This window comes from Streptomyces sp. NBC_01077, from assembly GCF_045162855.1.
Classification (GTDB): domain Bacteria; phylum Actinomycetota; class Actinomycetes; order Streptomycetales; family Streptomycetaceae; genus Streptomyces.
Genome location: NZ_CP108669.1, coordinates 5,037,705 through 5,061,274 on the forward strand (window position 1 = coordinate 5,037,705; position 23,570 = coordinate 5,061,274).

Below are 23,570 nucleotides of genomic sequence, written 5' to 3' on the forward strand. Positions count from 1 at the left end.
GGTCGAATCAGGGCGTGGGCCCAGGGGCTGCCACTAGAGTGGAATCCCTCCGCCGCGTAGGGGACTACAGGTGTAGACCTCCGTTCTGACCAGCGGTTTCCCAGGCCCGGCGGGCGCGCGGGGGCGGCCCCCGCGGGCGGATGCAATGCATCCGTCGTCACGCCTGGGGGTGACCTTTGGCCACGGCTACGCAGACGGCTGCGCCTACCCTGATCGGCTCGGTGCAGCGAGCGCTGAGACTTCTGGAGGCCGTGTCCTCCCACGCGGACGGCGCCCCGGCCAAACAGCTCGCCCGTGAAACGGGCCTTCCGCTGCCCACCACGTACCACCTACTCCGCACCCTGACGCACGAGGGCTATCTGGTCCGCGAGAAGGGTGTGTTCGTCCTGGGCGACGCCGCGGTCCGACTGGCCGGCGGCGGAGATGTGCAGAATCGTCGCATCAAGATCGAAGACTCCCTTGCCCGCTGGCGGGACACGATCGGTGTGCCCGTCTACTTCGCCCTCTACCGCGAGGGGGAGATCGAGCTCGTCGCTGTCGCCGACACCCCCTCCGCTCCCGCGGTGGAGGAATGGGCCGACTTCCGAGAGACCGCGCACGCCCATGCGATCGGGCAGTGCCTGCTGAGTCAACTCGATCTGAAATCTCGTCAAGACCACCTTGACCGCCACCCGGTGGAAGCCATCACTCCGTACACGGTGCGTAACCGTCGTGTGCTTTTGGAGCGTTTGGGCGGTTTGGGGCGAATGGAACCCTTGGTAGAACGTCAGGAATATGCGCTCGGCACGGTCTGTGCCGCAATCCCCATCACTGCGGGCTCCACAGCGGCCGCAATGGCCATTTCCCTCCCCCTTCACCAGGAAGAACGGTTGCTCCCAGCAGTCGAGCAGCTACGTACAGAGATCGGGAAGCTCTTCAGTTCGCTCGCGTTCTCTATCAGTATCTGAAAAATCACTCCTTGTGATCTGGTAGCGCTTACAGCACGATTGCGTCAAGAGGGCCACGGGGGATCATTCCTGGCCGTTTCGGTCACAGCTTTCAGCAGCTGTGTTTACACAACTGCTTCATCTACTGCGGGGTACATGATGCGAGAGTCGGTTCAGGCCGAGGTCCTGATGAGCTTCCTCGTCTCCGAGGAGCTCTCCTTCAAGATCCCGGTGGAACTGCGATATGAGACCCGGGATCCCTACGCGGTGCGGATGACCTTCCACCTCCCCGGGGACGCGCCTGTCACCTGGGCGTTCGGCAGGGAGCTGCTGCTCGACGGGATCAACCGGCCGAGCGGGGACGGCGATGTGCACATCGCCCCGACGGAGCCCGAGGGCCTCTCGGACGTCTCCATCCGGCTCCAGGTCGGTGGCGATCGCGCCCTGTTCCGGGCCAGCGCGCCGCCGTTGGTCGCTTTCCTCGACCGTACGGACAAACTGGTTCCACTCGGTCAGGAACGGACACTCGGCGACTTCGAGGACAACCTGGAGGCCGCACTGGGCCGGATTCTGGCCGAGGAGAACGCGGGCCCGGCTGCCTGAGACGGGACCTCACTTCGCGCGACGGCGCCGTCCGCCCCGTACCGCCGCGGGCTTTCGGGTGCCCGTCCCCGGCCCCCCGGCCTCCGCCCGGTCGGCGGAGACCACCATGGCCGCGAGCGCCGTGGTGACCGGCACGGAGGCGACCAGACCGATCGAACCGACGAGCGTCCGGACGATCTCCGCGGCGACCAGCTCGCTGTTGGCCACCGTCCCCATGCTGCTCTGCGCGATGGTGAAGAGCAGCAGCAGCGGGAGGGCGGCACCCGCGTAGGCGAGCACCAGCGTGTTCACGACCGAGGCGATGTGGTCCCGGCCGATCCGGATCGCGGCCCGGTACAGCGCGCGCGGACCCATGCCCGGATCGGCCTGGTGCAGCTCCCAGACCGCCGAGGTCTGGGTGACCGTCACGTCGTCGAGCACGCCGAGGGAACCGATGATGATCCCGGCCAGCAGGAGGCCGGACATGTCGATGCTCGGGTACAGGCCGTGGATCAGGCCGGTGTTGTCGTCGGTGTTGCCGCTGAGCGACGCCCACTCGATGAAGAACGAACCGAGCAGTCCGATCAGCATGAGCGAGATCAGTGTGCCGAGCACCGCGACCGAGGTGCGGGCCGAGAGCCCGTGGCACATGTAGAGCGCGATCAGCATGATCGCGCTCGACCCGACCACCGCCACGATCAGCGGATTCGATCCCTCCAGGATCGCCGGCAGGATGAAGAGCGTCAGCACCAGGAAGCTCGCGGCGAGCGCGATCAGCGCCATCACGCCCCGCATGCGGCCGACGAGCACGACCACGAGGGCGAAGATCCCGGCGAGCACCGCCATCGGGACCTTCCGGTTCACGTCCGTCACCGAGAACTGCAGGTCGCGCGGGGCGTCGGGCGCGTACGCCACCACCACACCCTGCCCCTCGTGCAGTTGGCGCGGTGCGTCCGGCTGCACGATCTCGGTGAACGTGCGCCCCTTCTCCGGGCCGGTGGTGACCTCGATCGTCGCCTTCCCGCAGTCTCCCTGCTGGGCGTTGACCGCCTCGCGCCCCTCCGGGGTGGAGGTGTCCCCGGTCGGTGGGACCTGCCCGGCGTTCACGTCCTTGCAGTCGACCTGCTCGACCGATACGACCTTGCCCTGCTCGGTCTGCCGGTCGAAGCCGACTCCGGTGCGCTCGTGCGCCGGGGTGCCACCGGGCCACAGGACCACGAGCCCGACCGCGACGGCCGTGGCGAAGGGGATCAGGATCGCGGCGATGACCTTGCGCAGATGCCGGGACACCGGGGCGGCGGGCCCGTGGCTGTGGCTGTGGCCGTGCCCGTGGGAGCTGTGCTCCCGGCCGTTCTCGTGGGACGCGCCGTGCCCCTGACCGTGCCCGTGGGAAGGGCCGGGACCGTGGTCGTGGCCGTGCGGCTCGGGAGTCTGTTGGGGGGAAGTCACCGACCGATCATCGCAAGAACGGCGGGGGCCCACTGTTCAGCACGCCAGGGATGACGCTAGCGTGGTGGCACCTTTGCACACGCGGGAGCTCGGAGCACCGGGCTGAGAGGGCGCTGATCACCGTACGCGCGTACTGATGTACGTACGGGAGGAGGCTGCGCCGACCGCCGAACCTGTTACCGGGTAATGCCGGCGTAGGGAGATCGGTCTCATGACCATTCAGGATGCACGCACGCCTGCCTCCAAGCAGGACGACACCTCTGCCGACGGCGCCCGCACGCCGGGCTGGCACAAGGGGTACGTCCAGGGCTCGCGCCCCGACCTCCGGGTGCCGGTCCGTCAGGTGCACCTCACCAACGGCAAGGACGTCACGCTGTACGACACGTCCGGCCCGTACACCGACCCCACCGTCGACACCGACGTGCGGCGGGGCCTTCCGCCGCTGCGCGAGAACTGGATCATCGCGCGCGGCGACACCGAGGAGTACGCGGGCCGCCCGGCCCGCCCCGAGGACGACGGCATCAAGCACACCTCGCCGCGCGGCGGCGGGCTGAAGAACCTCGACGCCGTCTTCCCCGGCCGCCCGCGCGTGCCGCGCCGTGGCCGCGACGGCCAGGCCGTGACCCAGCTCGCGTACGCCCGCCGGGGGGAGATCACCCCGGAGATGGAGTACGTGGCGATCCGGGAGAACGTCTCCCCCGAGGTCGTACGGGAGGAGATCGCGGCGGGTCGCGCGGTGCTCCCGGCCAACGTCAACCACCCGGAGATCGAGCCGATGATCATCGGCAAGCGGTTCCTGGTGAAGGTCAACGCCAACATCGGCAACTCCGCCGTCACCTCCTCCATCGAGGAGGAGGTGGAGAAGATGACCTGGGCGACCAAGTGGGGCGCCGACACGGTCATGGACCTGTCCACCGGTCGCAACATCCACACCACCCGCGAGTGGGTCCTGCGCAACTCCCCCGTACCGATCGGCACCGTGCCGCTCTACCAGGCCCTGGAGAAGGTCGACGGCCGGGCCGAGGACCTGACCTGGGAGATCTACAAGGACACGGTCATCGAGCAGGCCGAGCAGGGCGTGGACTACATGACGGTGCACGCCGGCGTACTCCTGCCGTACGTGCCGCTCACCGCGCGCCGCAAGACCGGCATCGTCTCGCGCGGCGGCTCGATCATGGCCGCCTGGTGTCTCGCCCACCACAAGGAGAACTTCCTCTACACGAACTTCGAGGAGCTCTGCGAGATCCTCGCGACGTACGACGTCACGTACTCGCTCGGCGACGGACTGCGCCCCGGCTCGATCGCGGACGCCAACGACGCGGCCCAGTTCGCGGAGCTGCGCACGCTCGGCGAGCTGAACACGATTGCCAAGCGCCACAACGTGCAGACGATGATCGAGGGCCCGGGCCACGTCCCGATGCACAAGATCAAGGAGAACATCGACCTCCAGCAGGAGATCTGCGAGGAGGCGCCGTTCTACACGCTCGGCCCGCTGACCACGGACGTCGCGCCCGCGTACGACCACATCACCTCCGGCATCGGTGCGGCCATGATCGCCTGGTGGGGCACCGCGATGCTCTGCTACGTCACGCCCAAGGAGCACCTGGGCCTGCCGAACCGGGACGACGTGAAGACCGGTGTCATCACGTACAAGATCGCGGCCCACGCGGCGGACCTCGCCAAGGGGCACCCGGGCGCGCAGGAGTGGGACGACGCGCTCTCGGACGCGCGGTTCGAGTTCCGCTGGGAGGACCAGTTCAACCTGGCGCTCGACCCGGACACCGCGCGTGAGTTCCACGACGAGACGCTGCCGGCGGAGCCCGCGAAGACCGCGCACTTCTGCTCGATGTGCGGTCCGAAGTTCTGCTCGATGAAGATCTCGCAGGACATCCGTCGGGAGCACGGCGGCGATCTGAAGGCGGACGAGATCGAGGCGGGCATGGCCGCGAAGTCCGCCGAGTTCGCGGCGACCGGCAACCGCGTGTACCTCCCGCTGGCGGACTGACCGCCGCCGGCGCTCGGGGGACCGACCCCCACCGGCGCTCGGGGGACCGACCCCACCTGTGCTCCGTGGACTGACCATCACCGGCGCATGGACCGGCCCGCGACCCCGGGGGAGTCGCGGGCCGGTGGTGTGTCAGGGGTCCATCGGGCCGCTGGGTGGGGTCGTGGCCGCGAGGACGTCGCGGAGGAAGGGGAGGATGCCGCGTTCGAGGAGGGCGCGGCGCCAGGCCTCGCGGGCGCGGGACAGTTCGTCGTCCGGTGCGCCCGGAGGCGGGCCGCCCGCGCTCACCTCGGCGGGGCTGTTGCGCAGGGCCGTCACGAGGAGCCCGGCGGCCGCGCCGAGCAGTCCTGCGGCGGCGACGGCGCCGAAGACCAGGCCTGCGGTGAGGAGTGTCGCCCCGAACACCACGGTGGGGGCGATGGCGTGCAGGACCGCGCCGACCAGCAGGAATATGACGGCGGCCGCGCCTGCGAGGACGGGCACCATGACGGTGAAGATCGCGACGACGCCGGGGCCGGGGCCCGGGCGGTCCGAGGACGCCGCCGGTATCGGGGTCCCCAGGGCCGCGCGGTTCTGTTCGCGGACCTTCACGAAGTGGTCGTACTCGCTCGCTGCGGCGCTGGTGACCAGAGTTGTCGCGTTCAGGGTCAGGGAGCGCAGCTGTGCGAGCGTGAGCCGGGTTCCTGCTCCGGCGAGATCCGGACGTGCGTGGGCGGTGCTCAGTGCGTCGTCGAGGACCCGCTCGTACTCGGCGCGGTCCTCGGTCAGCAGGTGCGGAGCCACGTTCATGTGCATCCCCCGATGCTCCGTAGGCCCGGATCAGCCGTGGGAAACGGTCGGTTGGGCGGAAACGGAGGAGAGCCTGCTACGGATGGACCCGATGGTATTGCGGTCGTGCCACGCGTTGACAGGGTGTTTCCGGAATTCGACTTCCCCGGATGCGCAGGGTTATGCGTCAGCTGTTCAGGGGGAGTTGGACGACCAGTAGCTTTCCGGCCATGGTCACTCCGCCGTCCATGGCGATCGCCAGCCCGTCGGCGTACACGTGCGGTCCGTCGACGATCGGGCCCGAATTGCCCTCGCTGTCCTCCGTGCCGACCTGGCCGAGGAGGTACGGGATCGGGCTGTGGCCGTGGACGATCCGGTGGCCGCCGTAGGTGGAGAGCAGCTCCTGGACGGCCTGCGGGCCGCCTTCGTCGCGGAACGCGAAGCGCTTGGTGAACTTCCGGAAGACGTCCCAGACCTCGTCGGCGTCGTTCCGGTTGAGGATCTCGTGGACCGTGTCGTTGACGTCCTCGATGGTCTGGCCGTATTCGAGGTACGCGGTGGTGTCGGAGTGCAGGAGAAGGTGGTCGTCCTCCAGCACCACGGCGTCGAGCCGGGACATCCACTGCAGGTGGACGTCCTGGAGCCGGTCCATGTCGTGCTTCTGGCCGCCGTTGAGCAGCCAGGCGGCCTGGAAGGTGGCGGTGCCCGCGCCGGAGTTCACGGGGGTGTCGCCGAAGCGTTTGGCGCCGATGAGCAGCAGTTCGTGGTTGCCCATGAGGGCCTTGCAGTAGCCGCCGGCGGCGGCGGCCTCGGCGGAGAGGCGCATGACGAGGTCGATGACGCCGATGCCGTCGGGGCCGCGGTCGGTGAAGTCGCCGAGGAACCAGAGGCGGGCGTTGCCGGCGGCCCAGCTGCCGTTCTGGTCGATGAGGCCCTGGGCGCGGAGGGCGGCGACGAGCTCGTCGAGATAGCCGTGGACGTCGCCGACGACGTAGAGCGGGCCGGGGCCTTCGCCGTTCGCGGGAGCGGGCTCGGCGGCGGAGCCGGGCTCGGGGGTGACCGGGACCTGGACGGTGTCGCCGCGGTTGATGACCGGGAGGTCGCGCTCGGTCGGGGTGTAGCCCTCGGGCATCGCGCCCTCCGGGAAGGCGTTGCCGGGGTGACCGGTGGCGACGGAGACGATGGAGGAGCCGGTCGGGGCGGGGTACGCGGGCGCGGTACGAAGCCCCAGATGCAGGGTCGGCGCGGCGGGCGCAGGCGCGTGCGCGGGCACGACGGGTACGGGGGGGTGCGCGGGTACGGCGGGGGCGGGTGTGGCTACGGCCGAGGGCACGGCCGGGGCGGCAGCGGGCACGGCCGGGGCGGCAGCGGGCACGGACGCCGCAGGCACGGAGGCCGAGGGCGCGTGGTGCATGGGAGTGGTCTGGGCCGGTGGAGGCACCGGTAGAGGCTCCATGGACGTCGGTTCGGTGGCATGGCCCTGTACGGGCACGCGGGCGTACGGCGGTACGCGGAAGTCACGCAATGTCGCCGTGCGCACCACGGGCTCCTGCCCGGCCCCCTGAGTCATGGACCCCTCCACCACCGTCGCGATGCCCTGCACATCGCGGACCGGCCTGGTCGGGGTGGTCCGCGATGTCGTGCGCCCATCATAGGAATGAGGGTCCTCCTGTGTGACGCACCAGGGGTGGTGAATCCGGGTCCACTCCGGGTTCACCGGTTGTTTCGCCCGAATTGAGACGGTCGAGTCCAGGGTTGAGACCGGTTCGGTGGCCGGTTTCGCCGTCCCGGCCCACGGGCAGGGGCGGGGACGGCGGATTCGGTGGGGCCGGTTGGCGGGGTGTCAGTCCTTCGTGGGTGAGCGCGGCGGGCTGACGGTCGTGCGCGGTGAACGGCGCTGCGAGGAGGTGCGGACGATGAGTTCGGTCGGTATCACCTGCTCGACCGGGCCGTCGGTGTCGATCCCTTCGATGGCGTCGATGAGGAGCTGGACGACGGCCGTGCCGATCCGGCGCGGCTTGAGCGAGAGCGTCGTGATGGGCGGTTCGGTGGTGGCGTAGACGGTCGACTCGCTGCAGCAGACCAGCAGCAGGTCGTCCGGGACGCGCAGACCGTAGCGGCGCGCGGCCGCGAGGAGGTCGGTTCCGTTGGGGTCGAAGAGGCCGTACACGGCGTCGGGCCGGTCCGGTCGGGCGAGCAGCCGGTCGGCCGCGACGGCACCCGCGCACGGGTCGTGCGCCGGATAGGCCTCGTAGACGGGGTCCTGGCCCACCCGCTCGCACCAGTTGAGGTACGCGGTGGTGGACAGGCGGGTGTAGGTGTCGGTGGTGGTTCCGGTGAGGAGACCGATGCGGCGGGCGCCGGCGTCGGCGAGGTGGTCGAGAAGATCGAGGACGGCGGCTTCGTGGTCGTTGTCGACCCAGGCGGTGACCGGAAGGGTGCCGGCGGGGCGTCCGTCGGAGACGACGGGCAGGCCCTGGCGGACCAGTTCGGTGACGACCGGGTCGTGGTCGGAGGGGTCGATGACGACGGTGCCGTCGAGGGCGACGTTCGACCAGACGTCATGGCGGGAGGTGGCGGGGAGGATGACCAGGGCGTAGCCCCGCGCGAGCGCCGCCGATGTGGCTGCTCTGGCCATCTCCGCGAAGTACGCGAATTCGGTGAAGGTGAAAGGTTCATCCCCGTACGTGGTCACGGTCAGGCCGATGAGTCCCGACTTCCCGGTGCGGAGCGTGCGGGCCGCCGCGGATGGGCGGTAGCCCAGCCGATCGGCGACCTCGCGCACGTGACGGCGGGTGGCGTCGGGGAGTCGGCCCTTGCCGTTGAGCGCGTCGGAGACAGTCGTGATGGAGACCCCGGCGGCGGCGGCCACGTCCCGGATGCCTGCCCGGCCCTGCCGGCTTCCCCGGGTCTGTGCCCGGCTCACCTGGTGCTTCCCTGCTGCTGTCATGGCGAGCCGATAGTAGGGCGATGAGGGGCGGTTGGGCCGGTCGCATATGCAGGCGTTGACAGGCACGTTTCTGCATGGCCGAAAGGCGTCAAGAGGCAATGAATCCAAGGTAGTTAGGGCCTTTGCCGTGGGATCAGGGGTTGTCGAACGGCGTAGGCCTGGTGTGGGGGCGAGGTCTCGAAGAGGTCTCAACTCACCTCTACGGGGGATGCGCGCCACGGCGCCCGCCACCGGCGCGCGCCACCCGGGCGCGCGCTCCCCCCGCTCCGGCGGCCGGGACGGGGCCGTACCCGGGACCCCACGCGGGGCCGCGCCCCGGAGCCGGTCCGGGACCCCACGCAGGGCCGCACCCGGAGCCGCTCCGGGGCCGCTACGGGGTCGTATCCGGAGCCGCTCCGGGGTCGTATCCGGGACTGCCCCGGGCCCACACCCGGGACCGCCCCGGGCTCGCTCCGGGCGGTCGTGTCCACAGCGTGTCCCTCCTGTTGTCCACAGCCCATTCGCAGCGGAGGGGAATCCTCTTAAGGTGAGGAGTATTGGCGGTACGGACGGTCGAGGAGGCCACACTGTGAGCGAGACCAGCGGGACCAGCGGGACGAGCACGGGCCCGAAGCTGCGCGCCGAGCTGGACGGCGTCCCCACCTACAAGCCGGGCAGGCCGGCGGCCTCGGGCGGTCCCGTGGCCTTCAAGCTGTCCTCCAACGAGAACCCGTATCCGCCGCTGCCGGGGGTCATGGAGAGCACGCTGGCCGCCGCCGCGAACTTCAACCGGTACCCGGACATGGCCTGCACGGGCCTGACGGAGGAGCTGGCGGACCGTTTCGGCGTGCCCGTCTCGCACCTGGCCACCGGCACCGGCTCGGTCGGCGTCGCCCAGTCGCTCCTCCAGGCCACCTCCGGCCCCGGCGACGAGGTCATCTACGCCTGGCGCTCCTTCGAGGCGTACCCGATCATCACGCAGATCAGCGGGGCCACCTCGGTGCAGGTGCCGCTGACCGAGGGCGAGGTGCACGACCTCGACGCGATGGCCGCGGCGATCACCGAGAAGACCCGGCTGATCTTCGTCTGTAACCCCAACAACCCCACGGGCACCGCGGTGCGCCGGGCGGAGCTGGAGCGCTTCCTCGACCGGGTGCCCTCCGACGTCCTGGTCGTGATCGACGAGGCGTACCGCGAGTTCGTCCGCGACACCGACATCCCGGACGGCATCGAGCTGTACCGCGACCGGCCGAACGTCGCCGTGCTGCGGACCTTCTCCAAGGCGTACGGCCTGGCGGGGCTGCGGGTCGGCTTCGCGGTCGCCCACGAGCCGGTGGCGGCGGCGCTGCGCAAGACGGCGGTGCCGTTCGGCGTGAGCCAGCTGGCGCAGGACGCGGCCGTGGCCTCGCTGCGGGCCGAGGACGAACTGCTCGGGCGGGTCGGCTCGTTGGTGGCCGAGCGCGAGCGGGTGCACGCGGGGCTCGTGGGGCAGGGCTGGACCGTGGCGGACACCCAGGCGAACTTCGTCTGGCTGCGGCTCGGTGAGCGGACCCTGGACTTCGCGGCGGAGTGCGAGCGGCACGGTGTGATGGTGCGGCCCTTCGCCGGCGAGGGCGTGCGCGTCACGATCGGCGAGACCGAGGCGAACGATCTGTTCCTCAAGGCGGCCGAGGGCTTCCGCAAGGAGGGCTGACCGGCCTGCCGCCCTGGTGCGAGGGCCCCCGCGAGCGCTTCGCTCGCGGGGGTCTTTTCGTAGGGGGACCCCCGGTAGAAGGTACGGATTTCGTATGAGCCATAATGCTTGTGAATGTGAACGCGTTCACAAGCGTGTCCCGGTTCATCCCGATGTGGGTGGGATTAACGGGGCAAACTGCCGATGTGACCACGGCGATGTAAGGAGAAAACGACGTGGACCTCGCTCTAGCGCCAGAGACCCTGGCGCGCTGGCAGTTCGGCATCACCACCGTCTACCACTTCCTCTTCGTCCCCCTGACGATCTCCCTCGCCGCACTCACCGCCGGTCTCCAGACCGCATGGGTCCGGACGGAGAACGAGAAGTACCTCAGGGCGACGAAGTTCTGGGGCAAGCTCTTCCTGATCAACATCGCCATGGGTGTCGTCACCGGCATCGTGCAGGAGTTCCAGTTCGGCATGAACTGGTCCGACTACTCCCGATTCGTCGGCGACATCTTCGGTGCGCCGCTCGCCTTCGAGGCGCTCATCGCCTTCTTCTTCGAGTCGACCTTCATCGGCCTGTGGATCTTCGGCTGGGACAAGCTCCCGAAGCGGATCCACCTCGCCTGCATCTGGATGGTGTCGATCGGCACCATCCTCTCCGCGTACTTCATCCTCGCGGCCAACTCCTGGATGCAGCACCCGGTGGGCTACCGGATCAACGAGGAGCGCGGCCGGGCCGAGCTCACCGACTTCTGGCACGTGCTCACCCAGAACACCGCCCTCACCCAGTTCTTCCACACCATGACGGCGGCCTTCCTGGTCGGCGGCGCGTTCATGGTCGGCATCTCCGCCTTCCACCTGGCGCGCAAGAAGCACATCCCGGTGATGCGGACCTCGCTGCGGCTCGGCCTGATCACCCTGATCATCGCCGGCCTCGGCACCGCCATCAGCGGTGACCTGCTCGGCAAGGTCATGTTCAAGCAGCAGCCCATGAAGATGGCCGCCGCCGAGGCACTCTGGGACGGCGAGGCGCCGGCACCCTTCTCGGTCTTCGCGTACGGGGACGTCGACAAGGGCCACAACTCGGTGGCCATAGAGATTCCGGGACTGCTGTCCTTCCTCGCCAACGACGACTTCAGTTCGTACGTCCCGGGCATCAACGACATCAACAAGGCCGAGCAGGAGAAGTTCGGCCCTGGCGACTACCGGCCCAACATCCCCGTCGCGTACTGGGGATTCCGCTGGATGATCGGCTTCGGCATGGCCTCGCTGACCATCGGCGTGATCGGCCTCTGGCTGACCCGCAAGAAGTTCATGCTGGCGCCGGGGCTGCGGACCGGTGAGGACGAAGTGCCGAACCTGGTCCTGTTCAAGCGGAAGGCGCTCAGCCCCCGCCTGGGCAAGTGGTACTGGATCGTCGCCCTCTGGACCATGGCGTTCCCGCTGATCGCCAACTCCTGGGGCTGGATCTTCACCGAGATGGGCCGTCAGCCCTGGGTCGTCTACGGCGTCCTGCGCACCCGGGACGCGGTCTCCCCCGGCACCACGACGGGCGAGGTGCTCACCTCGATGATCGTCTTCACCGCGCTCTACGCCGTCCTCGCCGTGATCGAGGTCAAGCTCCTCGTGAAGTACGTCAAGGCCGGCCCGCCGGAGCTCACCGAGGACGACCTCAATCCGCCCACCAAGATCGGCGGGGACTCTCGTGACCCCGACCGCCCGATGGCCTTCTCGTACTGAGGCTCAGGAGATCGAGGCATGGAACTCCACGACGTCTGGTTCGTACTCATCGCCATCCTCTGGATCGGCTACTTCTTCCTCGAGGGCTTCGACTTCGGGGTCGGGATCCTCACCAAGCTGCTCGCCCGCGGCCGGTCCGAGAAGCGGGTTCTCATCAACACCATCGGACCCGTCTGGGACGGCAACGAGGTGTGGCTGCTCACCGCCGGCGGCGCGACCTTCGCCGCGTTCCCCGAGTGGTACGCGACGCTCTTCTCCGGCTTCTACCTGCCGCTGCTGATCATCCTGGTCTGCCTGATCATCCGCGGTGTCGCCTTCGAGTACCGGGTGAAGCGGCCCGAGGAGAACTGGCAGCGGAACTGGGAGCAGGCCATCTTCTGGACCTCGCTGATCCCCGCGTTCCTCTGGGGTGTGGCCTTCGGCAACATCGTCCGGGGCGTGAAGATCGACGCGGACATGGAGTTCGTCGGCAGCTTCTGGGACCTGCTCAACCCGTACGCGCTCCTCGGCGGCCTGGTCACGCTCACGCTCTTCACGTTCCACGGCTCGGTCTTCGTCTCGCTCAAGACCGTCGGTGACATCCGGACCCGGGCGCGGGCCCTCGCGCTCAAGCTCGGTCTGGTCACGGCGGTGGTCGCGCTCGCCTTCCTGATCTGGACCCAGGTCGACACCGGGGACAGCTGGAGCCTCGCGGCGATGCTGGTCGCCGTGGTGGCCCTGGTCGGCGCGATCGGCGCGATCAAGGTGGGGCGCGAGGGCTGGTCGTTCGCGCTCTCGGGCGTCACCATCACCGCAGCCGTGGCGATGCTCTTCCTCGCGCTCTTCCCGGACGTCATGCCGTCTTCGCTCAACCCGGAGTGGAGTCTTACCGTGACGAACGCGTCGTCGAGCCCGTACACGCTCAAGATCATGACCTGGTGCGCGGCGATCGCGACCCCGCTGGTGCTGCTCTACCAGAGCTGGACCTACTGGGTGTTCCGTAAGCGGATCGGTACGCAGCACATCGCCGAGGCCCACTAGCCGGCCCTTCCCAGGGGAGCATGTTTCACGTGAAACCGATCGATCCGCGCCTGCTCCGGTACGCCAGAGCCACCCGTGTCTTTCTGATCGCGGTGGTCGTCCTCGGCCTCGTCGGGGCGGCGCTGGTCATCGCCCAGGCGATGCTCATCGCCGAGATCGTGGTGGGGTCCTTCCAGAAGGGCCAGTCGGTTTCCGCTCTGACCACCCCCCTGCTGCTGCTCGCGGGCATCGCGGCGGCACGGGGGCTGGTCTCCTGGCTGACCGAGCTCGCCGCCCACCGGGCGAGCGCGGCGGTCAAGTCCGAACTCCGCGGCCGCCTTCTCGACCGCGCGGCCGCGCTCGGGCCGGGCTGGCTGAGCGGCCAGAAGGCCGGTTCGCTGATCGCCCTCGCCACCCGGGGCGTGGACGCCCTCGACGACTACTTCGCCCGCTATCTGCCCCAGCTCGGCCTCGCGGTCGTGGTGCCGGTGGCCGTCCTGGCCCGGATCGTCACCGAGGACTGGGTCTCGGCGGCGATCATCGTCGTCACCCTGCCGCTCATCCCGGTCTTCATGATCCTCATCGGCTGGTACACCCAGGCGCGGATGGACCGGCAGTGGAAGCTGCTCTCCCGGCTCTCCGGACACTTCCTGGACGTGGTGGCCGGGCTTCCCACCCTCAAGATCTTCGGCCGGGCGAAGGCCCAGGCCGAGTCGATCCGCGCGATCACCTCGGAGTACCGCCGAGCGACCATGCGCACGCTGCGGATCGCCTTCCTCTCCTCCTTCGCGCTGGAACTCCTCGCGACCCTGTCGGTCGCGCTCGTCGCCGTGACCATCGGCATGCGGCTCGTCCACGGCGAACTCGATCTGTACACCGGTCTCGTCATCCTGATCCTGGCGCCCGAGGCGTATCTGCCGCTGCGGCAGGTCGGCGCGCAGTTCCACGCGGCGGCGGAGGGGCTCGCGGCGGCGGAGGAGATCTTCGACGTCCTGGAGGAGCCGGTGCGGGGCGGGGGCGGGAGCGCCGCCCCGGAGTCCGTACGGCTGGAGCTGGAGGGCGTGACGGTACGTCATGCCGGGCGCACCGATCCCTCGCTGGACGCGATGTCCCTGACGGTCGAGCCCGGAGAGACGGTGGCCCTGGTCGGGCCGAGCGGTGCCGGGAAGTCGACGCTGCTCGATGTCGTCCTCGGGTTCGCCGTGCCGGAGGAGGGCGGTTCCATCCGTGTCGGGGGCGAGTCGCTTGCCTCGCTCGACCTGGAGGCCTGGCGGTCGCGGATCGCCTGGGTGCCGCAGCGGCCGTATCTGTTCGCGGGAACGGTCGCCGAGAACGTCCGTCTCGCCCGTCCGGACGCATCGGACGAGGCGGTACGGGAGGCCCTGCGGGACGCCGGGGCGGACGGGTTCGTCGCGGGGCTGCCGCAGGGGCTCGACACCCCGCTCGGTGAGGACGGCGCCGGACTCTCGGCGGGGCAGCGGCAACGGCTCGCGCTCGCCCGGGGGTTCCTCGCCGACCGGCCGCTGCTGCTGCTCGACGAGCCGACGGCCGCGCTCGACGGGGAGACGGAGGCGGGGGTGGTCGACGCGGTGCGCCGGCTGGCGGCTGGGCGGACCGTGCTTCTGGTGGCCCATCGGCCGGCGTTGCTGGCTGTCGCGGACCGGGTGGTCCGGGTCGATGCGACCCCGTCGGGTGAGGGTGCGGGTGCCAGCGGTGCGGCTGCGGTTGCAAGTGCGGAAAGCGCGGGTGCCGGTGGCGCGGGTGCGGAGCAGGGGCGCGACGCCGCTGTGGGGGTGTTCCCACCCGTTCCGCCTTCTGCGGAACAGATGCCCACACGGGGCGGATCGGTCCTGACGCGGGTGCGGGGGATGGCCGGGGAGCTCAAGGGGCGGATGGGGCTCGCCCTGTTGCTCGGGAGTCTTGCGCTCGCTTCCGCCGTCGGGCTCATGGCCGTGTCCGGCTGGCTCATCTCACGCGCCTCCGAACAGCCGCCCGTGCTCTACCTGATGGTGGCCGTCACCGCCACGCGCGCCTTCGGCATCGGGCGGGCCGTCTTCCGGTATGCCGAGCGGCTCGTCTCGCACGACGCCGTCCTCCGGATGCTCGCCGAGCTCCGGGTCTCCGTCTACCGGCGCCTGGAGCGGATCGCCCCCGCCGGACTGCGCCGCACGCGCCGCGGGGACCTGCTCTCCCGGCTCGTCCAGGACGTCGACGCGCTCCAGGACTACTGGCTCCGCTGGCTGCTCCCCGCGGGCGCCGCGCTCGTCGTGGGAGTCGCGTCCGCCGGGTTCACCGCCTGGCTGCTGCCCGAGGCCGGTGCCGTCCTCGCCGTGGGCCTGCTCGTCGCGGGTGTCGTCGTACCGGCGGTCAGCGGGGCGCTCGCCCACCGTGCCGAACGGCGCCTCGCCCCGGCTCGCGGCGCCCTGGCGACCGCCGTGGCCGATCTGCTGCGCGGCTGCGCCGAGCTGACCGTGGCCGGCGCCCTGCCCGGCAGGCTCGACCGGACGCGGGCCGCCGACCGCACCCTCACCGGCATCGCCACCCGGCAGGCCGCGGCCGCCGCGCTCGGCGCCGGGCTCTCCGCCCTGGTCTGCGGCCTGACGGTCGCGGCCGCCGCGGTCGTCGGCGTCCGGGCCGTGGCGGACGGACGGCTCGACGGTGTGGCCCTCGCCGTGGTCGTCCTCACGCCGCTCGCCGCCTTCGAGGCCGTCACCGGGCTGCCGCTCGCCGTCCAGTACCGGCAGCGCGTCAAGCACAGCGCCGAGCGGGTCTTCGAGGTGCTCGACGCCCCCGTTCCCGTACACGAGCCCACCCTGCCCGGGACTCCCCCGGCGAGCCCGTTCCCGCTGGAACTGTCCGGGCTCTCCGCCCGGCACGCCGGGCAGGACCGGGACGCGCTCGCCGACTTCCGGCTCACCCTGGAGGCCGGGCGCCGGGTGGCCGTCGTCGGCGCCTCGGGATCCGGCAAGACGACGCTCGCCCAGGTGCTGCTGCGGTTCCTGGACGCGGAGCACGGCATCTACCGGCTCAGCGGGGTGCCCGCCCGCGAGCTCGACGGCGACGCGGTGCGGCGACTCGTCGGCCTCTGCGCCCAGGACGCCCACCTGTTCGACAGCTCCGTCCGCGAGAACCTGCGGCTCGCCCGTACCGGCGCGAGCGACGACGAGCTGCGCGAGGCACTGCGCCGGGCCCGGCTGCTCGACTGGGTGGACGGGCTGCCCGAGGGCCTCGACACCCTCGTGGGCGAGCACGGCTCCCGGCTCTCCGGCGGACAGCGGCAGCGCCTGGCGCTCGCCCGCGCGCTGCTCGCCGACTTCCCCGTCCTCGTCCTCGACGAGCCGGCCGAGCACCTCGACCTGGCCACCGCCGACGCACTCACCGACGACCTGCTCCGGGCCACCGAAGGCCGTACGACCGTCCTCATCACCCACCGGCTGCACGGACTCGACGCGGTCGACGAGGTGCTGGTCCTGGACGAGGGCCGGACCGTGCAGCGCGGCCCGTACGCGGAGCTCGCCGAGGCGGACGGCCCGCTGCGCCGGATGCTGGAACAGGAGCGGGAGACCGACCTGCTGGCTGTCGGCGCGGGCGCGGAGACCACGACCGGGACCACCTCGGCCCACGGCAACAAGGACCGGCCGACTTTTCTCGCCAAATAGGACTTACTAGGCTCAAGCCCATGACCGCCGCAGCGTCCGACGCCTCGGACCCCCTGGAAGCCGCCACCCAGGCCACCCGCAGCCTCCAGGGGCTGTCCACGGAGCTCACCGCCCGCGTGCCACAGCTCCTGGAAGCCATGCGCTCGGTGGGCACCGGGCTCGAACTCCACTCCACCCTCGACCGCATCTGCGAGACCGCCGCCGAACTCGCCGACGCCCGCTACGCCGCCATCGGCGTCGTCGACGAGGAGGGCAAGGGCCTCTCCGACTTCGTCACCTTCGGCGTCGACGAGGACGTGGCCCGCCGGATCGGGCACCGCCCCGACGGTCACGCCGGGCTGCTCGGCGCGCTGATCCGCGACCCCCAGACGATCCGCCTCGCGGACCTCTCCACCAATCCGCGCGCGGCGGGCTTCCCTCCCGGACACCCCCCGATGCGGACCTTCCTCGGTGTCCCCATCCGGGTCCAGGGCGAGATCTTCGGCAATCTGTACCTCGCGGAGAAGCACGGCGGGGGCGAGTTCAACGACTACGACGTGCACATGGTCCGGGTGCTCGCCACCGAGGCGGGCATCGCCATCGGCAACGCCCGCCTGTACGAGGCCGCCCGACAGCGCGAACGGTGGATCGACGGCTCCGTCGCCGTCACCACCGCGCTGCTCTCCGGCGGTGACGCGGACGACGCCCTCACCGTCGTCGCCGAGCAGGCCCGCCGCCTCGCCGACGCCGACGCGGGGATCGTGCTGCTGCCCGCCGAGGACGGCGGCCTGGAGATCGTCGCCGTCTCCTCGCCCCGGCCCACGAAGTCGCTGGGCGTGGTGATCCCGCCCGAGAGCGCCGTCGTGCAGCGGCTCCTGGAGGGCGAGGCGGTCTTCGTGACGGACGCCTCGACGGACCCGCGCATGATCAGCCGGCTGACCTCGCCGTACGGCCCGAGCATGATGCTGCCGCTGCAGAGCGGCGGGCGGGTGCTCGGCGCGCTCGCCACACCCCGGGTGAGGGGCGGCCGCCAGTTCACCGAGACGGAGCGGACGCTCGCCACCCAGTTCGCCTCGCAGGCGGCGCTCGCCCTGATGATGGCCGACGCGCAGCGGGACCGGGAGCGCCTCGCCGTGTACGAGGACCGCGACCGGATCGCCCGTGACCTGCACGACCTCGTCATCCAGCGGCTCTTCGCCACCGGCATGATGCTGGAGAGCGCACAGCGCCGGTCGATCGTGCCGGCCGTGCGCGAGGGCGTCGGCAAGGCCGTGGACGAGCTGGACGTGACCATCCAGGAGATCCGTACGGCGATCTTCGCGCTCCAACAGGGGCCTGCCGAGGCCCCGTCGGGGCTGCGCACCCGGGTGCTGCGGGAGATCAACATGGCGGCCGTGCCGCTCGGCTTCAAGCCCGCGCACCGTTTCCTCGGCGCGATCGACTCGACGGTCGGCGAACTCACCGGCAAGAACCTCATCGCCGCCCTGCGCGAGGCGCTGTCCAACGCCTTCCGGCACGCGGAGGCGAGCCGGATCGAGGTGGTCGTCGACGCCGGTGTCACCCTGCCCGACGGCTCCGCCGGGGTACGGCTCGAGGTCGCCGACGACGGCATCGGCATCCCGGCGGGCGGGCGACGCAGCGGCCTGCGCAACCTGGCGCGCCGGGCCGAGTCGTTGGGCGGCGCGAGCTGGTGCGGGCCGGGCATCGGGGAGGACGGCGGCGGTACGACGGTGGTGTGGGAGGCCCCGCTGTAGCCCTGTGGCCCTGTAGCCCTGTAGCCCTGCTGTCCCGCGGGGGCCGGCGGTGCGTCTCAGTCCTGTGGCGCCGGGTTCCCCGCCGCGCGCAGTGCCTCGGCCACCAGCTCTTCGACGACGACGGCCACGCCGTCCTCGTTGTTGCCGACCGTACGGCCGGAGGCGGCGGCGATCACGTCGGGGTGGGCCTTGCCCATCGCGTACGAACGGCCCGCCCAGCTCAGCATCTCGATGTCGTTGGGCATGTCGCCGAAGGCGACGACCTCCTCGGCCGTGATCCCGCGCTCGGCGCAGCACCGGGCCAGGGTGGACGCCTTGGAGACGCCGAGTCCGCTGACCTCGATGAGGGCGGTGGGACCGGACCGGGTGAACGAGGCTCGGTCCCCTGCGGCCTCCCTGGCCACCGCCAGGAACACGTCGGGGTCGAGCTCCGGGTGCCGGGCGAGCAGCTTCAGCACCGGGGCCGCGGCGCCGGGCGCCTCCTCGAAGAGGAGCTTCTCGGCGGTGGCGACGGTCGCGCCGGGGTCGAGGTGGAACGGCGGGTAGTGCGGCTCGTAGTGGATGCCGGTGGTGAGCTCGACCGCGAAGGAGGTCCCGGGCGCGGCGGCGCGCAGGGCCCGGACGACGTCCATGGCGGCCGGCCGCTCCAGCGGGCGCACCTCGAGGAAGGTGCCTCCGGCGTGGAGGTCGACGACGGCGGCGCCGTTGGCGCAGATCGCCAGGCCGTGACCGTGGACGTGGTCGCTGACGACATCCATCCAGCGGGCCGGGCGGCCGGTGACGAAGAAGACCTCGATCCCGGCCTCCTCGGCTGCGGCGAGGGCGGCGACCGTGCGCTCGGAGAGGGACTTGTCGTCGCGCAGGAGCGTGCCGTCCAGGTCGGTGGCGATCAGTCGGGCCGTCGGGGCGGGTGTGCGCGGGGAACGGGGAGAGGTCACCGCCCCATTCTTCCGCACCGGACGCACGGGCGTGCGGGGAGCCGCACATATGAGTGGTCGGTTTCGGGCGGCATCTGCCCCGGCGGCCGGGTGTTTACGCCCCGACGTGGCCGTAAACGTCCGTTCGTTTTCGGGGTGACGGGGAAGATCCCTGAGAGCTGATGGCGTCTCAAGGGGGCGGGGCATGGGCTCGGGCCGGAGAAACGACGAGTGCGACTCCTGCGGCGCGCCGTACGGGACGTGGGTGCCGAGCCTCGGCATGGCCCTCTGCTCGGCGTGCGAGGGAACGGGGTCGGCACACCCCGCACGGGACCCGGTGCTGGTGGGCGATGTCCTGGCGGGTCTGGTCGACGCCGCGTCGTTCGCGGTGCGCGGCGGGGGTGCCGTACGGGATACGCGCTTCGGGGACGCGATACGGGATGTCCGGCCGGGGGGCGGCCTGGTGCCGGAGCCCCGTTCCGGGGATGCGGTACGGGATGCCTGGTCGGTGGGCGGCGCCGTACCGGAACCTCGGTCCGGTGATTCCGTGCGGGATGCCTGGTCCGAGGCCGCCGTCGTACCGGAGCCCCGGTCCGGCGGAGTCGTACGCGGCGCGGCGAGTCCGGCCGGCTCGGTCTGTCGTCGGTGCGGGGCGCGCGCCGAGTGGCACCGGACGGTGCGGGGCCGCTGGATCTTGATCGAGCCCGGGGAGCTGACGACCGCCGCCGTTCCGGCGGGCAGCCGCTGGCGCGTCGCGGGTGACGGAACCGCGGTCAACCTGGGTTCCGCGGTGCCGTCCGACACCTGTCGGGTCAGCCACTTCGACGTCTGCGCGGCGGGTCCGGAACCGGTCGGCTCCCCCGTCCTGCTCGCCCTGTGGCGGGGCCACGCCCGGCGGACCACCTGATCCACCGGGCGAACGTCTCGGCGCGCGGACGTCGGTGTCGCCGTCAGCCCAGCTGCGCGAGCGCCTCCGTGGCGATCCGCTCGAAGACCGTCTGGTCGGCGGCGAAGTCCGAGTCGGGGATCGGCCAGTGGATCACGATCTCGGTGAAGCCGAGCTCGCGGTGGCGCCCGGCGAAGTCGACGAACGCGTCCACGGACTCCAGCGGCCGGCCGCGGTCCGGGGTGAAGCCCGTCAGCAGGACCTTGTCGAGCTCGGCCACCTCACGCCCGGCATCGGCGCACGCCTTGCCCAGCTTCTCGATCTGGCCGCGCAGCGCCGCCACGGACTGCTCCGGGGTGCCCTCCTCGAAGATCTTCGGGTCACCCGTCGTCACCCACGCCTGCCCGTACCGCGCGGCCAGCTTCAGCCCGCGCGGACCGGTCGCCGCGACCGCGAACGGCAGTCGGGGGCGCTGGACGCAGCCGGGGATGTTCCGGGCCTCGTCCGCCGAGTAGAACGTGCCCTGCTGTGTCACCGCGTCCTCGGTGAGCAGCCGGTCGAGCAGCGCCACGAACTCGCCGAAACGGTCCGCGCGCTCCTTCGGCGTCCACGGCTCCTGCCCCAGCGCGGTGGCGTCGAAGCCGTTGCCGCCCGCTCCGATGCCGAGCGTGATCCGCCCGTCGGAGATGTCGTCGAGCGCCATCAGCTCCTTCGCGAGCGTCACCGGGTGGCGGAAGTTCGGCGAGGTCACGAGCGTGCCGAGGCGGATCCGCTCGGTGGCCGTCGCCGCCGCGGTGAGCGTGGGCAGCGCCCCGAACCACGGGCCGTCCCGGAAGGTCCGCCAGGACAGGTGGTCGTAGGTGTACGCGGCGTGGAACCCGAGGTCTTCGGCCCGCCGCCAGGTCTTCTGCCCCTCGCTCCATCGGTGGATGGGGAGGATCACCGTACTCAAGCGCATGACGCCACGATACGCGCGCGCGTATCGACGGACCTCGGACGCACGACACGCGAGCCGCTCAGCGGACCCGGCCGTTCATCCAGGGGGTGAGCGACGCGCCGGGGACGAGCTCCTTGTACGTCACGTCGCCCGGCAGCGGGACGATCAGCCACCAGCCGGGCGGGAAGAAACGGCCCTTCACATGGGCGAGGCCGCCGTGGACCGAGCGGAGGAAGGCGGGGACGGCGTCGCGGGGAACGTCCGCGAACTCGATGCCGTCCACGATGATCCTCGCGTCGTCCTCGGGGAAGATCTGGACCGTGACCAAGGGCGAGCCGCCCAGTTCGACGTAGGCCTCGTGCGGCAGCGAGCCGTCCGCGTCGAGGACGGCGAACGCGCCGGAGGAGGTACGACGGGACGTCTGGTCCGCGCCGATGTCGTCGGTCACCGTCATCTCCAGGTTGAACTCCTGGGCGAACGCACGGATCGCGGTGACGGCTGCTTCGGTGCTGGGCAGGTGCGGGTGAGCCATGGCAACGATCATGCCTCAGCCGGACCGAAAGCGGGCAGGCTCGGACGGAAACGGGCCTCAGTCGGGCCGAAGGTGGGCAGCCTCGGACGGAAACCGGCCCTCAGGCGGGAAACCGGCCTTCAGTCGGGAAACCGGCCCTCAGCCGGGAAAGCGGAGGAATTCCGGTGGGACGGTGTCCGCGAGCCAGACCCCGTTGGCGCTGACGCGGAAGACGTGTCCGGCCCGGTGCATGGCGCCGGCGTCGACACTGATCACGACCGGCCGTCCGCGCCGGGCGCCGACCCGGGTCGCGGTCTCCCGGTCGGGGGAGAGGTGCACGTGGTGGCGGGCCATGGGGCGCAGCCCCTCCGCCCGGATCGCGGGAAGCACGGCGGCGACCGTACCGTGGTAGAGGTACGCGGGCGGTTCCGCGGGCGGCAGGTCCAGGTCCACCTCGACGGTGTGGCCCTGGCTGGCGCGGATGCGGGTGCCTTCGATCGCGAAGCGCTTCTTGTCGTTGGCGGCGACGACGTGGTCGAGTTCCTCGCGGGTGATCGGGAAGCCGTTCCGGGCGAGGGCCCCGAGCAGCGCCTCGATCTCGGTCCAGCCGTGTGCGTCGAGGACGAGACCGATGCGCTCGGGCTGATGGCGCAGGTGCTTGGAGAGGTACTTCGAGATTCTCACCGTACGGCGCTCGTCCGGTGGTTGTTGTCGGGTCATTCCGTCAGGATGACGGAGCCCGGATCGCTGGGCCATCGATTTGAATGCACAGGTTTGATCCACAGCCAAAGCGACTTATCCACAGGCTAGTTGGCGATTCTGTGGACAACACCTCTTTATTTTCAGGTGGATTGAGTAAATTCACCATCAATGAGGTGACTTGAGGTGAGAGTGTCCAATGTCCGTTTGTGGACTTCTCGTTCCGTGGCGGCGGCGACGAAGGCGGCGACCCCCTCCTGACCCACCAGACTCTGAACGGCCCGCACCGTCCCGGCCGGTAGGGCCACCGGGCGCGGTTCGTCGTCCTTCGCCGGCGGAGCGTTCGGCGACAGATGGAGCTGGAGATGGCGGGTGGCCAACAGACGCATGGCCCGGGCCAGTTCGGCGTCCACTGTCTGCTGGGCCAGTGGCCGGAGTCGCCGGACCATCGTCGCCGCCTCGTTCGCGTCCGCGTCCGTCGGCGGCCGGTGCTCCAGATAGCGCGCGAAGACGTGCTCGGTCGTGAACTCCAGGAAACGGGACGCTATGTGTTCCACCTGATCGCGAAGTTCCCTCAGATGCCCGGTGATTGCCGCGAGCGGCACCCCCGCCGCGTACAACTCGGCGGCCACGGCGAGCTCCTGGGGGCTCGGTACGAGGTACTCCTCCGTCTCCCGGTCGGGAAGCGGCTCCAGTACGCCGAGCTCGACGGCCTCCAGAATGGCCGCCTCGTCCGGCGTGCCGCCGAAGCGGGCCTCCAGCTCCGCGCGGGAGATCCGGTCCGCCTCCTCGTCCGTCCACGGACCGTGGACCTCCGCGACCAGACCGAGCACCCCGCCGAGTCCCCGGCCGGTGTCCCAGGCCTCCAGGAGCTCCTTGATCGAGGCCAGGGTGTAGCCCCGGTCGAGGAGGTCGGCGATCTGCCGGAGCCGCGCGAGGTGCGCGTCCCCGTACACGTTCGACCTGCCCCGCCGCTCCGGGCGGGGCAGCAGCCCGCGGTCCTGGTAGGCGCGGATCGTCCGGACCGTGGCCCCGCTGCGATGGGCGAGATCCTCGATCCGGTACTCCGGCTGTGCTGACTGCTCGGACAAACCCGCTCCCACCGACCGCTCGCTCCGCCCCGCAGCCGCGGGGCCCCTTCTGCAAGGGGGAT

Annotated in this window: 18 protein-coding genes and 1 riboswitch; of the genes, 9 read left to right on the top strand and 9 right to left on the bottom strand. The window is 70.8% G+C overall.

Going from position 1 to position 23,570, the window contains the following annotated elements:
• Positions 1–176: 176 nt before the first annotated feature.
• Together OG462_RS22665 and OG462_RS22670 are read left to right on the top strand one after the other, a co-directional pair.
• Positions 177–947: an IclR family transcriptional regulator gene (locus OG462_RS22665; RefSeq protein WP_406060186.1), complete on the top strand. Its 771-nt coding sequence runs from the start codon at positions 177–179 to the stop codon at positions 945–947.
• A gap of 138 nt (positions 948–1,085) precedes the next feature.
• Positions 1,086–1,529, top strand: a complete 444-nt coding sequence (locus tag OG462_RS22670) for an SsgA family sporulation/cell division regulator (RefSeq protein ID WP_055599121.1) — start codon at positions 1,086–1,088, stop codon at positions 1,527–1,529.
• Positions 1,530–1,538: 9 nt separating this feature from the next.
• On the opposite strand, the gene OG462_RS22675 is transcribed toward OG462_RS22670, so the two are convergent.
• Positions 1,539–2,957, bottom strand: coding sequence for a YibE/F family protein (locus OG462_RS22675; RefSeq protein WP_406060188.1), 1,419 nt, complete (start codon positions 2,955–2,957; stop codon positions 1,539–1,541).
• Between the two features lie 71 nt (positions 2,958–3,028).
• A riboswitch (TPP riboswitch) is annotated at positions 3,029–3,175 on the top strand.
• Between OG462_RS22675 and thiC the strand changes: the two genes are divergently transcribed.
• On the top strand, positions 3,169–4,962 hold the full coding sequence (thiC, locus tag OG462_RS22680; protein ID WP_406060190.1) for a phosphomethylpyrimidine synthase ThiC: 1,794 nt from the start codon (positions 3,169–3,171) through the stop codon (positions 4,960–4,962). It overlaps the preceding riboswitch by 7 nt.
• 132 nt (positions 4,963–5,094) lie before the next feature.
• Here the strand turns inward: thiC and OG462_RS22685 are convergent, their stop codons facing one another.
• From OG462_RS22685 to OG462_RS22695, 3 genes are all read right to left on the bottom strand, one after another.
• The gene (locus tag OG462_RS22685; RefSeq protein ID WP_406060192.1) at positions 5,095–5,757 is read right to left on the bottom strand and encodes a hypothetical protein; all 663 of its coding nucleotides are present in this window, start codon (positions 5,755–5,757) and stop codon (positions 5,095–5,097) included.
• Positions 5,758–5,917: 160 nt separating this feature from the next.
• On the bottom strand, positions 5,918–7,300 hold the full coding sequence (locus OG462_RS22690; protein ID WP_406060194.1) for a metallophosphoesterase: 1,383 nt from the start codon (positions 7,298–7,300) through the stop codon (positions 5,918–5,920).
• Between the two features lie 273 nt (positions 7,301–7,573).
• On the bottom strand, positions 7,574–8,680 hold the full coding sequence (locus OG462_RS22695) for a LacI family DNA-binding transcriptional regulator (RefSeq protein WP_406060196.1): 1,107 nt from the start codon (positions 8,678–8,680) through the stop codon (positions 7,574–7,576).
• 568 nt (positions 8,681–9,248) lie between these two features.
• On the opposite strand from OG462_RS22695, the gene hisC reads away from it, so the two are divergent.
• The 5 genes from hisC (at position 9,249) to OG462_RS22720 (ending at position 18,467) form a co-directional block, all read left to right on the top strand.
• Positions 9,249–10,352 (top strand): histidinol-phosphate transaminase, encoded by a 1,104-nt coding sequence (gene hisC / locus OG462_RS22700; protein ID WP_406060198.1) that lies wholly within the window; start codon positions 9,249–9,251, stop codon positions 10,350–10,352.
• A 215-nt stretch (positions 10,353–10,567) separates the two neighbouring features.
• Positions 10,568–12,076, top strand: coding sequence for a cytochrome ubiquinol oxidase subunit I (locus OG462_RS22705; RefSeq protein ID WP_406060200.1), 1,509 nt, complete (start codon positions 10,568–10,570; stop codon positions 12,074–12,076).
• Between the two features lie 18 nt (positions 12,077–12,094).
• Positions 12,095–13,096 (top strand): cytochrome d ubiquinol oxidase subunit II, encoded by a 1,002-nt coding sequence (cydB, locus tag OG462_RS22710; RefSeq protein WP_406060201.1) that lies wholly within the window; start codon positions 12,095–12,097, stop codon positions 13,094–13,096.
• A 29-nt stretch (positions 13,097–13,125) separates the two neighbouring features.
• A complete protein-coding gene (gene cydD, locus OG462_RS22715; RefSeq protein ID WP_406060203.1) occupies positions 13,126–16,734 on the top strand; it encodes a thiol reductant ABC exporter subunit CydD in 3,609 nt (1,202 codons plus the stop codon).
• 20 nt (positions 16,735–16,754) lie between these two features.
• Positions 16,755–18,467 (top strand): GAF domain-containing sensor histidine kinase, encoded by a 1,713-nt coding sequence (locus OG462_RS22720; RefSeq protein ID WP_406060205.1) that lies wholly within the window; start codon positions 16,755–16,757, stop codon positions 18,465–18,467.
• 56 nt (positions 18,468–18,523) lie between these two features.
• On the opposite strand, the gene OG462_RS22725 is transcribed toward OG462_RS22720, so the two are convergent.
• Complete coding sequence (locus tag OG462_RS22725) at positions 18,524–19,405, bottom strand: HAD hydrolase family protein (protein ID WP_406060207.1); 882 nt, start codon at positions 19,403–19,405, stop codon at positions 18,524–18,526.
• Between the two features lie 184 nt (positions 19,406–19,589).
• On the opposite strand from OG462_RS22725, the gene OG462_RS22730 reads away from it, so the two are divergent.
• Positions 19,590–20,291 carry a DUF6083 domain-containing protein gene (locus OG462_RS22730; RefSeq protein WP_406060209.1) on the top strand — a complete coding sequence of 234 codons (702 nt, stop codon included), beginning with the start codon at positions 19,590–19,592 and terminating at the stop codon, positions 20,289–20,291.
• A gap of 43 nt (positions 20,292–20,334) precedes the next feature.
• Here the strand turns inward: OG462_RS22730 and OG462_RS22735 are convergent, their stop codons facing one another.
• The 4 genes from OG462_RS22735 to OG462_RS22750 all read right to left on the bottom strand — a co-directional run bounded on the left by OG462_RS22735 (position 20,335) and on the right by OG462_RS22750 (position 23,508).
• A complete protein-coding gene (locus OG462_RS22735; RefSeq protein ID WP_406060211.1) occupies positions 20,335–21,228 on the bottom strand; it encodes an LLM class flavin-dependent oxidoreductase in 894 nt (297 codons plus the stop codon).
• 58 nt (positions 21,229–21,286) lie between these two features.
• On the bottom strand, positions 21,287–21,739 hold the full coding sequence (locus OG462_RS22740; RefSeq protein ID WP_406060213.1) for a hypothetical protein: 453 nt from the start codon (positions 21,737–21,739) through the stop codon (positions 21,287–21,289).
• A 138-nt stretch (positions 21,740–21,877) separates the two neighbouring features.
• Positions 21,878–22,438 carry an RNA 2'-phosphotransferase gene (locus tag OG462_RS22745; RefSeq protein WP_406060215.1) on the bottom strand — a complete coding sequence of 187 codons (561 nt, stop codon included), beginning with the start codon at positions 22,436–22,438 and terminating at the stop codon, positions 21,878–21,880.
• Between the two features lie 122 nt (positions 22,439–22,560).
• Positions 22,561–23,508: a MerR family transcriptional regulator gene (locus OG462_RS22750; protein ID WP_406060216.1), complete on the bottom strand. Its 948-nt coding sequence runs from the start codon at positions 23,506–23,508 to the stop codon at positions 22,561–22,563.
• Positions 23,509–23,570 lie beyond the last annotated feature (62 nt).